The organism is uncultured Romboutsia sp., assembly GCF_958366745.1.
Classification (GTDB): Bacteria; Bacillota; Clostridia; order Peptostreptococcales; family Peptostreptococcaceae; genus Romboutsia; species Romboutsia timonensis.
In genome coordinates this window covers 1-14,471 of record NZ_CATXCO010000041.1, presented here as the reverse complement: position 1 = coordinate 14,471, position 14,471 = coordinate 1, and the positions used below count along the sequence as shown (strand labels likewise).

At 26.0% G+C, this 14,471-nt stretch carries 10 protein-coding genes; 8 read left to right on the top strand and 2 right to left on the bottom strand.

The genetic code is table 11. The features are described 5' to 3' along the window. The 7 genes from Q5F54_RS04765 to Q5F54_RS04735 all read left to right on the top strand — a co-directional run. Positions 1-591: PD-(D/E)XK nuclease family protein (locus tag Q5F54_RS04765; RefSeq protein WP_302334039.1), on the top strand; the 591-nt coding region annotated here is incomplete at its 5' end. Continuing rightward, complete coding sequence (gene addB / locus Q5F54_RS04760) at positions 581-4,024, top strand: helicase-exonuclease AddAB subunit AddB (protein ID WP_281538878.1); 3,444 nt, start codon at positions 581-583, stop codon at positions 4,022-4,024. The genes Q5F54_RS04765 and addB, both read left to right, overlap by 11 nt. Further along, positions 4,024-7,800, top strand: a complete 3,777-nt coding sequence (gene addA / locus Q5F54_RS04755; RefSeq protein WP_302334038.1) for a helicase-exonuclease AddAB subunit AddA — start codon at positions 4,024-4,026, stop codon at positions 7,798-7,800. Before addB ends, addA begins: the two co-directional genes overlap by 1 nt. A gap of 59 nt (positions 7,801-7,859) precedes the next feature. Further along, positions 7,860-8,678, top strand: coding sequence for a 2-amino-4-hydroxy-6-hydroxymethyldihydropteridine diphosphokinase (gene folK, locus Q5F54_RS04750; RefSeq protein ID WP_281538876.1), 819 nt, complete (start codon positions 7,860-7,862; stop codon positions 8,676-8,678). A 244-nt stretch (positions 8,679-8,922) separates the two neighbouring features. After that, positions 8,923-9,711, top strand: a complete 789-nt coding sequence (locus Q5F54_RS04745; RefSeq protein WP_071121323.1) for an SDR family NAD(P)-dependent oxidoreductase — start codon at positions 8,923-8,925, stop codon at positions 9,709-9,711. 302 nt (positions 9,712-10,013) lie between these two features. After that, positions 10,014-10,898, top strand: coding sequence for a DMT family transporter (locus Q5F54_RS04740; RefSeq protein WP_281538875.1), 885 nt, complete (start codon positions 10,014-10,016; stop codon positions 10,896-10,898). A 77-nt stretch (positions 10,899-10,975) separates the two neighbouring features. Continuing rightward, complete coding sequence (locus Q5F54_RS04735) at positions 10,976-12,139, top strand: SAM-dependent methyltransferase (protein WP_281538874.1); 1,164 nt, start codon at positions 10,976-10,978, stop codon at positions 12,137-12,139. A gap of 133 nt (positions 12,140-12,272) precedes the next feature. Here Q5F54_RS04735 and Q5F54_RS04730 read toward each other — a convergent pair whose 3' ends face one another. Together Q5F54_RS04730 and Q5F54_RS04725 are read right to left on the bottom strand one after the other, a co-directional pair. Then, positions 12,273-12,770 carry a Gx transporter family protein gene (locus tag Q5F54_RS04730; RefSeq protein WP_302334037.1) on the bottom strand — a complete coding sequence of 166 codons (498 nt, stop codon included), beginning with the start codon at positions 12,768-12,770 and terminating at the stop codon, positions 12,273-12,275. Between the two features lie 56 nt (positions 12,771-12,826). Then, complete coding sequence (locus tag Q5F54_RS04725) at positions 12,827-13,219, bottom strand: NusG domain II-containing protein (protein ID WP_288525466.1); 393 nt, start codon at positions 13,217-13,219, stop codon at positions 12,827-12,829. A gap of 255 nt (positions 13,220-13,474) precedes the next feature. Here Q5F54_RS04725 and Q5F54_RS04720 point away from each other — a divergent pair. Beyond that, positions 13,475-14,471, top strand: a 997-nt coding sequence (locus Q5F54_RS04720) for an FAD:protein FMN transferase (RefSeq protein WP_302334036.1), incomplete at its 3' end; no start/stop codon positions are given.

Genomic DNA, 14,471 nt, shown 5'->3' with positions numbered 1-14,471 from the left:
AATATTCCTTTAGGATTAAATGAATATACTAATCCTAAATTTAAAGTATGGATAGATAAAATAAAAAATATGTTTCCTATGAATAAAAAAGATAATAAAATTTATCTTCCAGAATATGAAGTAAGATTTAATTTAGACGGAAGTATAATAACAGCAAAATACGATTTAATAATTATAGATGAAAATAGCATAGAAGTATGGGATTGGAAAACTGAAAATGTAAAATTAGAATACATTAAGGTTAAAGATAGAATTCAGACTGTAGTTTATATGTTTTTAGCAAAAGAGGCAGTTTGTAAAATATTTAATTTAAATATAGATTACAATAACATAAAAATGAAATATTATCAGCCACAGTATGATGATATACCTATAGAAATTATATATAATGAAAGACAACATGAACTTAATAAATCTAATATAATTAGATATATAGATATGATAAACAATACAAATTACGAAAAAAATGATAACTATAAGTATGAGCTTATTAAAAATGATAAGCATTGTAGTTTTTGTGAATTTAATAAGCTATGTAATAGACAGGATGTAGTTTATAGCATGTTAGAGGAGGATATATATGAGTGTTAAATTCATATTAGGTAGAGGAGGAAGTGGAAAATCTACCTATATGTTAGATAAGATACAAGAAAGAGTTCAAGATAATGAAACATCTCCAGTAATTCTTTTACTTCCAGAACAGTATACATTTGAAATGGAAAAAAGGATTAGTAAACTATTCTCAGGAGACAAGAAAGATAAATATTTAAGAGCGAGGGTCTTAAGCTTTAAGACTATGGGTAATATAGTATTTTCTAATGTAGGTGGATTAACTGATGTTAATATAAATTCAAGTGGTAAAGCTATGATAACTTATAGGGCCATAGAAAGTGCTAGTAATGATCTTGAAATATTTTCAAAATCAGCATCTCAATCAGGATTTGTAAATTCTATATCTGAGATGATAAGTGAATTAAAACAATTCAATATAAGTTATGAAAAACTAGAAGTAATAGCAGAAGAGATAGAGAATGAAACATTAAAATTAAAATTAAAAGATTTAAGTAAAATATATAAGCAATTTGAAGAAAAGTTGCATGAAAACTATATAGATTCTCAAGACATGCTAAATTCATTAGCTGAAAAAATAGAAGCTTGTGATTATTTTAAAGATGCCTATATATACATAGATGAATTTACTGGATTTACACCGAATCAGTATAAAGTATTAAGAACAATTTTTAATAAAGCTAAGGAAGTAAATATAAGCTTAACTGTAGATAACCCACATTTACTTACATATAGTAAGAGTGATGCATTTTCTAGAACAAAAGATACATATGCAAAAATAGTTAAACTTTGTAATGAAGAAGGTATAAAGTTATTACCTTCTGTAGATTTAAATAAAGATGTTCTACCTAGATTTAAAAATAGTAAAGAATTGCAGCACTTAGAAAAATATTATAATTCTTACCCATATAAAATTTATGAAGAAAAGACTAACAATATATTTATAAAAGAATTTAATAACTTATATTCTGAGGTAGAGCAAGTTGCAAAAGAAATAGTAAATTTAGTAAGAGATAAAGGTGTAAGATATAGAGATATAACAGTAGCTACTAGGGATTTAAATAAATATGACTTTTTAGTTAGGTCTATATTTAATGAATATAAAATACCAAACTTTATAGATAAAAAAAGAGAAGCAAAAGCAAACCCTATAATAGTACTTATCATCTCTGCATTAGAAATGAAAAATAGACGATATAGTTATGAAACTATGTTTAGATATTTAAAAAGTGGACTTATAGGAATAAGTAAAGAAGATATAAGCTTACTTGAAAATTATGTATTAGCTAACGGAATTAAAGGTAAAAAATGGTTTGAAGATAAATGGGAATATAGATTATATCATAATATAATATCTGATGAGAATGATTACGAAGTAGAAGTAAGAGAAAAGGTTAATGAAATAAAAGATAAAGTACTGAGTCCTATAATTACTTTACAAGAAAAGCTAAAAGGTAAAAATAAAGTACAAGATATATGTAGATATGTATATGAGTTTTTACTTGATATAAATATGCCAGAAACTATTGAAAACTTAGTAATTAATTTTAAAAATAAAGGTGAACTAGATATAGCTAACCAGTATTCTCAGGTATTTAATATAGTGGTAGAAATACTTGACCAAATGGTAGAAATAATGAGTGAAGAAAGTATATCCTTAGATAAATTTGTAAAGCTAATAAGTTTAGGATTTGATGAATATGAATTAGGGTTAGTTCCACCAAGTATAGATCAAGTTCTTGTAAGTAGTGTAGATAGAATGAAAAACTCAAATACTAAGTATCTTTACTTAATAGGTACAACTGATGGAACTTTTCCACTTATAGCAAAAGATAATGGATTATTAAGTGATAATGATAGAGAAAACTTACAAAAAAAAGGTGTAGAAGTAAATATAGATAGTAAAACTAAAACTTTTGAAGAACAGTTTTTAGTTTATAAGGCATTAACATCAACTAGTGAAAATTTAATAATAACTTATCCTATAGCAGACCATGAAGGTAAAACATTAAGACCTTCTGTTATAATATCTAGGTTAAAAAAATTATTCCCTAATATAGATAACAAAAGTTATTTAATAGAAGAAGATGCAAATAGTGATGAGGAAGTTTTAAATAAAATAAGTACTAAAGCACCAACTTTTAACGAACTTATAAATAAAATAAAAGAGTTTGATGATACAAAAGAAATAAATGACATTTGGTTAGATGTATATAGATATTATATAACTGATGAAGAGTACAAAGAAATAGCTAAGAAGGTTATAACAGGATTAACATATACAAATCAGGTAGAAAAAGTAGAAGAAGAAAAGATAAAGAAATTATATGATAACACAGCTCTTAGCGTATCGAGATTAGAAACTTATGCAAGATGTCCATTTGCATATTTTATGCAATATGGATTAAAGGCAAAGGAAAGAAAAGAATATTCATTTACAGCTCCTGATTTAGGCACATTTATACATAATATATTAGATACATTCTCTAAGAATATGGAAAAAGATAAATTAACTTGGAGAGATATAAGTGAAGATTATATAATAGAACAAGTTTCAAGAATAGTTGAGAATATAGTATCTAAGGTTCCGGGGTATATTCTTGAAAGTTCATCAAGATATAGATATTTAGCATATAGATTAAAGAAAATGCTTATATCTGCAATAACTATAATAAGTGAGCAAATAAAGCAAGGATCATTTGAACCAAGTGACTATGAAGTAGACTTTGGAGTATATGGAAAATATCCTCCTATAAAAATAGTATTAACTAATGGTGAAGAAATAAACTTAAGAGGACAAATTGACAGGGTAGATGAACTTAATAGTGAAGAAGGAAAATATATAAGAATAATTGATTATAAATCTAGTAAAAGAGAATTAAGTTTAACTGATATATATCATGGTTTACAACTTCAATTATTAGTTTACTTAGATGCAATACTAGAAAGTAATATTGGAGCAAAACCAGCTGGTATACTATACTCATCAATAGATGACCCTATAGCTAAATTTGATGAAAATAAAGAAGATGATGATATAAGAGAAGAAATTCTTAAAAAATTAAAAATGCAAGGTTTACTTATAAAAGATCCTAACATAATAAAAGAAATGGACAAGTCATTAGCAAGTGGAGAAAGGTCTACATCACTTATTATACCTGCAAACTTAAATAAAGATGGAAGTTTAGGTAGATATACAAAAGGTGTTACAATAGAAGAGTTTGAAGTAATAAGAAAATATGTAAAAGAAACTATAAAAGATATATGTGAAGATATGCTTGATGGAAATATAAGTATAGCTCCTTACAAGAATAAAGATAAAAATTCTTGTGAGTTTTGTGAATACTCATCAGTATGTCAATTTGACAGTAGTTTAAAAGATAATAATTATAAAATAATAAACAAAAAAAGTGATGATGAAATAATAAGAATGATGAAGGGAGAGGTTGAATAATGAGTTCTCCTAAATGGACAAAAGAACAACAAGCAGTTATAGATAGTAGAAATTCAAATTTATTAGTAGCTGCTGCTGCAGGTTCTGGAAAAACAGCGGTACTAGTTGAACGTATAATACAAATGATAACAGATAAAGATAATCCAATAGATATAGATAAATTATTAGTTGTTACATTTACAAATGCAGCGGCATCTGAGATGAGAGAAAGAATCGGTGATGCTATAGGTAAAGCTTTAGATAAAGAACCAGAAAATACTCACCTACAAAAACAATTAGTACTTTTAAATAAAGCAAGTATAACAACAATACATTCATTCTGCTTAGAAGTTATAAAGTCTAACTTCCATAAAATAAATTTAGATCCTAACTTTAGGATAGGAGATACAACAGAATGTACATTATTAAAGCAAGAAGCGATAGAAGATGTATTTGAAGCGTTGTACGTGGAACAAAATGAGGGATTTTTAAACTTGATAGAAAGTTATGCGGAAAAAAGAGGAGATAGCAATGTACAAGATATAATTTTAGGAATATATAATTTTTCAATGGCATCTCCAGACCCTAAAAAATGGTTAGAAGATTCAGCAGAAAAATTTAACATAGATGATAACTTTGACTTTTCTAAATCAGATTGGGCTAAATCGATATTAGGTACTGTTTATATGGAAATAGAAGGAATAGAATCTAGTATGAAAAAGTCACTAGAGGAGCTTTATGGTATTGAAGAGTTGGAAACTTATTTACCTAAATTTAGGAATGACTATGAAGGTATAAAAAGAATATTAGATGCTTGCGATGAAAAAAATGACAATGCATGGAATGATACTTTCATGGCCATGTCATCTATTGAATTTGAAAACTATACTAAAGGAGTAAAAAGGCTTCCAAAGGATACTCCAGATTATATAACTGATATTAAAAAAAGAGCAGATGATATAAGAAAAAATGCTAAGAAAACAGTACAAAATATGGTTTCTTCAATTTTTAGAAAAGAAAATGATGATATAAAAGAAGAAATTAAATACTTATACAAAATAGTAAAATCAATATCAGATACAGTTCTTAAGTTTGAAGAAGCTTATAGCAATAAAAAGAGGGATAAAGGAATTATAGATTTTAATGATATTGAACATTTTGCATTAAAAATACTTATTCAAAAGGATGAAGATGGTAAAGATATTCCTTCAGATATAGCATTATCTTATAGAGAGAAGTTTGAAGAAATATTTATAGATGAATATCAAGATAGTAATTTTGTTCAAGAAGTACTTTTAAGTAATATAGCTAAGATAAAAACTCCAAATAGATTTATGGTTGGAGATGTAAAGCAAAGTATATATAGATTTAGACAAGCCAAACCAGAAATATTTTTAGATAAATATTCAAAATATGATACAGAAAAAGGTGCATTACATAGAAAAATAATGCTTTATAAAAACTTTAGAAGTAGAGAAGAAGTTGTAAACTGCGCAAATTATATATTTGAAAATACTATGAGTAAACAAATCGGTGATATTGATTATACTGAAGATGAAAGGCTTAATTTAGGTGCAGTATTTAAAGAAAATGAAAATGAAAATGAAAATGCTATAGTTGGAGGACCTTCTGAAATTCATATAATACAAACTAAAGCAAATATAAATGACTCAAAAGATGATAATGATAAAGAATTATCTGATGAAGAGGAAGAAGAAATAGACAACATTCAAATAGAAGCTAGAATGGTTGGTAAAATAATACAAGAAATGATGAATCCTAAAAGTGATGGAAAGATTCAAATGGTTTATGATAAGAAACTAGATGATTATAGACCAGTAGAATTTAAAGATATAGTAATATTACTTAGAGCAACATCTGCTTGGGCTCCAGTATTTGCTGATGAACTTATGAATATGGATATACCAACATATGCAGATATAGGTGTAGGATACTTTGAAACAATAGAAATAAAAACAATAATGAGTTTATTACAAGTTATAGATAATCCTATGCAAGATATACATCTTTTAGCTGTACTTAAGTCACCTATATGTGGATTTACTCCTGAAGAACTTATAGATATAAGAGTAGAGGATAACCAAAAAACTTTTTACGAGGCTTTAGAAAAGTATAGTAATCAAGAAGATGAGATAGGTCATAAGTGTTTAGACTTTTTAAATAAATTACAGGACTATAAAGAAAAGTCATTGTATATGAGTACAGATGAATTTCTATGGTACTTATATACTAAAACAGGATATTTTGCATATGTTGGAGCATTACCAGGAGGGTCTCAAAGACAAGCAAACTTAAAAATATTGTTTGAAAGGGCTAAACAATTTGAAGAAACAAGCTTTAAGGGTATATTTAATTTTATAAACTTTATAAGCAAATTGAAAAAGTCAAATACTGATATGGGTAGTGCTAAGACACTTGGAGAAAATGCAAATGTAGTTAGAATTATGAGTATACATAAAAGTAAAGGACTAGAATTCCCTGTTGTTATATGTTCAGGAATGGGGAAAAACTTTAATAACCAAGACTTTAGAAAAAGTATATTATATCATCATGATTTAGGATATGGTCCAGAGTTAGTTGATTATAAAAGAAGAATATCTTATCCAAGTATAGCAAAGGAAGCTTTAAAAAGCAGAATAAATATAGAAAACTTATCAGAAGAGATGAGGGTTTTATATGTTGCATTTACAAGACCAAAGGAAAAATTAATTATAACAGGCTCTTCTAGAGATATAAACAAGAGTATAACTTCATGGTCAAATGGAATAGGCTTAAATCAACCAATATCTAAATATAAAATTCTAAAAGGACGAAGTTTTTTAGATTGGATAATGCCATCAGTATTAAAGCATAAGGATTTAGAAAATATTAGAGAAATGGCGGAAGTAGAGTTAGACTACATAGACAATCATCCATCAAAATGGGAATCTAAAATTTGGTATAAAGAAGATGTAATTTTAGAAACTAAAGAAGATGAAGAAGATAAATGTGTAAGAGATACATTAGAAAATTTAGATATAGATAAACCAAGTACTTCTTATTATGATAAAATAAAGGAAAAGTTAGATTATAAATATAAATATGAGGTATCAACAGAAAAACCAGCAAGTATATCTGTAACTGAAATAAAGAAAATACAAAATTCTTATGAAGAAGAGTTTACTCAAGATATATTTAATACAAAAATAAATTTAAAGAAACCTTTATTTATGCAAGAAAAAACTGAAGATAAAATTACTGGTGCTGAAAAAGGAAATTTAGTCCATTTAATAATGGAACTTTTAGATTTTAATAAAATAAATACTATAGATGAAATAAAAGATCAGATAAATACATTTATAAAGAAAAATATCATAACTGAAAAACAATCAACTGCTATAAATCCATATAAGATATATAAATTCTTTAAATCAAATATTGGACAAAGAATGCTTAAATCGCCATTTTTAAAGAAAGAGCAACCTATATACTCACAAATAAAAATTAAGGATGTATATATATATGAAGATTTAATTAAAGATGAGGATTTAAATTTATATGACGATGAAACTATAATGCTTAGAGGTATTATAGATGCATACTTTGAAGAAGATGAAAAGATAGTAATAGTTGATTATAAAACTGACTTTGTAAATGATGAAAATAAAGAAGAGGTTATAAATAGATATAAAAAGCAATTAGATTTATATGCTGAAGTTGTAGAAAATCTTACAGGAAAAGAAGTTAAAGAAAAATGTATATACTTATTTAGTATTGATGAAGAAGTATCAATATAATACATTTATAGATTAAAGATAAGGTACTTTAAAAATTATACAATTAGGGAGATTTTTAAATGGATAAAATACATATAAAAGATTTAGAGATAATTGGATTTCATGGAGCAATACCAGAAGAAAAAGTTTTAGGTCAAAAATTTGTTTTAAGTTTTGAATTAGATGTTGATCTTCGTCAAGCTGGAAAGAATGATGATTTAACTAAGACAGTTCATTATGGAGAATTAGCTCAAAAGGTAGAAGAAGAATTTACTAAAACATCTTATGATTTAATAGAAAAAGCGGCTGAAGAGATATGTGAATTTGTATTACTTAACTATCCTTTAGTAAAAAAGGTAAAGTTATTACTAAAAAAACCATGGGCGCCAACTAGAAAACATGTAGAATATGTAGCTGTTGAAATTGAGAGAAAATGGAACAAAGTATATATAGCTGCAGGATCTAATCTAGGAGATAAGGAAGAAACTTTAAAAGAAGCTATATATATAATAGATAAAAGAAAAGACTGTGTAGTTACAAAAGTATCTAATTTCTATACTACTGATCCAGTAGGATATGAAGATCAGGATCAGTTTGTAAATTGTGTATTTGAAATAAATACACTACAAACACCAAGTGAACTTATGGATACTTTATTAGAAGTTGAGAAAGACTTTAAAAGAGAAAGAATAATAAGATGGGGCCCAAGAACTTTAGATTTAGATATAATATTTTATAATGATATAATTTCATATGATGAACACATACTTATACCTCATCCGAGAGCTCACGAAAGACAATTTGTTATGAAACCTATGTGTGATATAAATCCATATTATGTACACCCTATATACAGAAAGAGGGTAATGGATATATCTAGCGAATTAGGTGAGTTATAGAATATATAGCCCTTAACTTAAAATTTTATTTTAGGTTGAGGGTATTTTTACAATAAAATACTAATTTTTAAAAATATATAAAGAGACTATTTATGAAAATTATGATTTTTAAGTTAAGGACACAGTCTATAGTGGTATAAATTAATTGACAATAAAAAACTATTAATTTAAAATAAAATGAAAATTGATGGTAATTATATATAATATTAATTAAAAAAACAAAAACATCAAAGGAGTGACATACATGAAAAGACTAGAGGGTAAAATAGCATTAGTTACATCAGGGACAAGAGGAATAGGGCTTCAAACTGTTAAGACATTAGCAGCTAATGGAGCAACAGTGTATATAGGGGCAAGAAGATTAGATGCAGCACAAGAAATATGTGAAGAATTAGAAGTTGATAATTATAAAGCAAAACCAGTTTACTTTGATGCAACAAAAGAAGAAACTTATAAAACAATGGTTGAAGAAGTTATAAAAGATGCTGGTAGAATAGATATATTAGTAAATAATTTTGGAACTACAGATGCACAAAAAGACAAAAATCTAGTAGATGGAGATACAGACACATTCTTTGATACAGTAAATACTAATTTAAAAAGTGTATACTTACCATGTAAAGCAGTGGTTCCTTATATGATAGAAAATGGTGGTGGAAGTATAATAAATATATCTACCATAGGCTCTATAGTACCAGATTTAGGAAGACTTGGATATGTTGTTTCAAAGTCAGGTGTAAATGCACTTACAGAAAATATAGCAGTTCAATATGCTAGACATAACATAAGATGTAATGCAGTTTTACCAGGTCTTATAGCTACAGATGCAGCACTTAATAACATGAGTCAAGAGTTTATAGATTCGTTTTTAAAACATGTTCCACTTAATAGATTTGGATTACCTACAGATATAGCTAATGCAGTATTGTTTTTAGCAAGTGATGAATCATCATTTATAACAGGAGAAATATTAAGTGTAGCAGGAGGATTTGCTAAACCATCACCTTTATATGGAGATAACGTTAGAGGATAAATTTTAAAGGGTATTGTTAATAATATATATTAGCAGTACCCTTTAATTTTTTAATTATATACATATTTAATTTAGAATAATATATTTGATATAGTAGGCATCAATCATATAGGAACAATCAAAAATATACTTATTAAATACTGTTAAATGATAGAAATTTATTGACTATTTAAATTAATAAATATATTCTTATAAAGGATTAATTGAGAATAATAAAATATATGGTAAACATATAAGTTTTTAATATATAAATATATATTAAGGCTATAAAATATAATAAATATACAAGAAGGAGATTAGATGTGAGTAAAACAATAAGTTCAAACAGAACAAAAGGAATAATATGTATAATATTATCTGCTCTAGGCTTTGCACTAATGTCAGCATGCGTAAAGCTAGCAGGAGATTTACCTAACTTTCAAAAAGTGTTTTTTAGAAATTTAGTATCTGCAATTATAGCCCTATACTTAATACTTAAGCATAAGGGAAGTTTAACAGGAAAAAAAGAGAATAGAAAGATATTATTGATGAGATCTACATTTGGAACTATAGGTGTAATTTTAAATTATTATGCCATAGATAAACTGGTACTATCTGATGCAAATATGCTAAATAAATTAAGTCCTTTCTTATCAGTACTTCTATGTGCATGGTTTTTAAAAGAGAAAATAAATAAAAGACAAATAATATCAATTTTAATTGCATTTACAGGTGCATTACTAATAATAAAGCCTACATTTAGTATAGAAGTTATACCATATTTAGCTGGTATCTTTGGTGCATTGAGTGCGGCATCAGCGTATACTTGTTTAAGAGTATTAGGAAATAAGGAAGAATCTTATACTATAGTATTTTTCTTCTCAATGTTCTCATTAATAACTATTTTACCGATATTTATATATGTGTATGAACCAATGACAACATCTCAATTAATATATTTACTTTTAGCAGGAGTATTTGCTAGTTTAGGTCAGTTTGGAATAACACTAGCATACAGATATGCACCAGCTAAAGAAATATCTATATTTGATTATACTAATATAATTTTCTCTGCTATACTTAGCATATTTATATTTAATCAATATCCAGATATACTAAGTACTATAGGATATATAGTAGTATTCTCTGCAGCTTTTTATACATTCTTATATAATAAAAAATTAGATAAAATGGAAAAGGAAAATTAGTAAAAATAGTTTGAATTAATTTATTATATACAATAATATGGTTATATATAAAATAACTAATGATAAGGTGTGACTAAATGGAAGAATTAAAAAAATCAATTAAAGAAATAGTAGAACAAAACATTGTAAAAGTAGTTATAAGTAATAAAAAAGATAAAGAAGAAAAATATAATAAGATAGTAATTTTACTTAAAGAGAATTCTAAGAAAAAGTATTATCAAATAGAGAAATATACAGATAAGCAAGTATTCCATGAAAATATTGAACTAAATATGTTAGAAGAAAAAATATTAGAGTTTATGGAATCTAAGTATAAGCAACTTTCTGCATGGGCAACAGATATGAATTTTGACTTAAAAATTTCTAAAAAAAATAAGGTATTTCTAGGAAAGAAAAAAAGTAATAATTCAAACATTATTACCAAAGGACATAATAAAGAAAAAAATTATATCTTAAAAGAAGGTACAATAATACAACCACTAATAGATTTAGGTGTATTTACAAAAGAAGGAAAAGTTGTAAATTCTCAATATGATAAGTATAAGCAAATAAATAGATTTATAGAAATTATAGACGATGAAGTAAAGAAAAATAACTTTGAAGAATTAACGGTACTAGATTTTGGATGTGGAAAATCATACTTAACCTTCGTTTTATATTACTACTTTACTGAAATAAAGAAAATTAATGTAAAGATGATAGGATTAGATTTAAAAGCTGATGTTATTAAAAAATGTAATGATATAGCTAAAAAATATAATTATGAAAATTTAAGTTTTGAACTTGGTGATATAAATGGATTCAAATATAACAATAAAGTTGATATGGTAATAACTTTACATGCATGTGATACTGCAACTGATTACGCTTTATACAATGCTATAAAGTGGAATACAAAGATGATATTCTCAGTACCGTGTTGTCAGCATGAATTTAACAGTCAAATGAAACCAGAAAATTTACCGATATTATCCAGATATGGAATAGTTAAGGAAAGAGTATCGGCACTTATGACAGATGCCCTTAGAGCTAATTTGTTAGAGGTTTTAGGATATAAAACTCAGTTATTAGAGTTTATAGACATATCTCACTCACCTAAAAATATTTTAATAAGAGCATCAAAATCAAATATATCAAAAGAGAAAAAAGATAGAGCTTTAAAAGAAGTTAATGATTTAATAAAAGAATTTAATTTTAATTCAACATTATACAATTTATTAAAGGAAGATAATTTAATATAATAAAAAAGTCATCCCAAAACGGATGACTTTTTATATGCTAAAGTATTAGAAAATGTATGTGCTATGGATAACTTGTAATCTAATAATTTTTTTGAACAATGATATATCACTAGCAGCATAAGTAGGTTAAATTTTATATTTCAATTTTATCTAAATTTAACATCTTATTAAAATAAGAACTTTTAGAAAAATGATTTAATATATAGTTAGCAGATAAACCTATAAATATACCAGTACCAATACCTACCATAGATAATATAGGTAAGTATAAAAATATATTGAAATTTTTAAATATAATAGATGCAGCAAATAATTGACCAACATTATGAAGTACAGCAGCAGAAGTGCTAACCCCTATAACTGATACATATCTTCTACCTAATTGTTTCACTAATATTGTTACTATAAAGCTTAATACTCCTCCTGAAATGCTATATAGTAGGGAAGAGACACTACCACCTAGAATTGAAGATAATAGTATTTTAAGTATTAATATAATAAAAGAATCTTTGTAGCTATCTAAAGTATATACAGAAATAACTATAATTAAATTAGCAAGTCCAAGTTTAGCACCTGGAGCTATAAATGGAACAGGTAGCATACGCTCGATTAAAGATAGTACTAAGGCCATAGAAACAAGTAGACCCATATAAACCATTTTATAAATTTTATTCTGTTTAGTCATAATTAATGAGATAGTATCAAATCATCAGAACTATCATATTCATCTCCTTTTATTTCTATTATTAATTCGTTAGGTAAGCATATTAATGTTTTACCTATCTTAGAAATGCTTCCCTGCTTAATACAAAGTTCATCTTTACAATCAGCGTCTACAATCTTTATTTCATTGCCATTTATAACAATTGTATTATTTCCATGATCGGTTGATATTGATAATCTTTTTTCAAAAGCCAAGGGCAAATCAATAGTAGTATGTACTTTGCCATTGACTTTAATAGTAGCATATAAGTTTTTATTATTTTTAGATACTACATTAGAATATATAAAATGTGGTATGAATGAAAAAATTATAAGAATTACTATTATAACTAAATCCATCTTTTTAAAAATTTTCATAATAATCACCTTAAAATTTAATTAAAAAATTATCATAATTAGATTTTAGAGTAAAAAATTACTATATGGCAATATAAAAATAGTTTTAATATAGTAAATTTGAAATATTAGTTAGAAAAATATATAATATAAAATTTTAATATATTACTTAGAGTTAGTTTATTGACTTTAGACTTACTTAGTGATAAATGTATACTATATAAAATATTAAATAAATATTATTAACTTACATTAAAATTTTATGGGGAGAATCTTATGAGGAAAAAATTACTGACTATGATTGTGATATCTATTTTAGCTATTGGAAATATAGGGTGTGTTAAAGAAGATATTAATCAACCAATAAGCCAAACAGAAATATTTATGGGGACTCCAATAAGTATAACGCTTTATGATGGAGGTAATCAGAAAATTTTAGATAAGGTATTTGAAAAGATTGTAGAGATAGAAGATTTAGTTAGTATTAATAAAGAAAATACTGAAATAACAAAGTTGAATGAAAGTGCTGGAGTAGAGAAAGTAAAACTTAGTAATTTAAGTTATGATATATTAAAAAAGGGAATAGAATACTCAAAATTATCTAATGGTAGTTGTGACATTACTATAGGTCCATTAGTTAAATTATGGAGTATAGGTCTTGAAGGTGCTAAAGTACCAAGTAAGGATGAAATAAATGAAACCATAGGTTACATAGATTATAACAATATTGAAATAAATGATTCTACTAAAGAAGCATTCTTAACTAAAGAAGGTATGGAAGTAGATCTTGGAAGTATAGCAAAAGGATATGCAGCTGATGAGGTCGTTAAGATACTTAAACAAGAAGGTATAAGAAGTGCGATAATCGATTTAGGTGGAAATATATATGCATTAGGATCAAAGAACTCGGATAATAACTGGAAGGTAGGTATACAAGATTCATTTAGCGATAGAGGTAAAGTTATCGGTGCAGTTGAGGTTTTTGATAAAACAGTTGTAACAAGTGGAATCTATGAAAGATTTATAGAAGAAGATGGAGTAAGATATCATCATATTTTAAATCCTAAAACAGGGTATCCATATGAAACTGATATAGCTGGTGTATCTATAATTGCAGATAATTCAATAGATGCAGATGCTTTATCTACATTAACTTTTACAAAGGGGGTAAAAGAAGGTCTTAAATTTGTAGAGAATTTAGATAATGTAGATGCAATATTTATAACAAATGATAAAAAAATATATTTAACAGAAAATATAAAAGATAACTTTA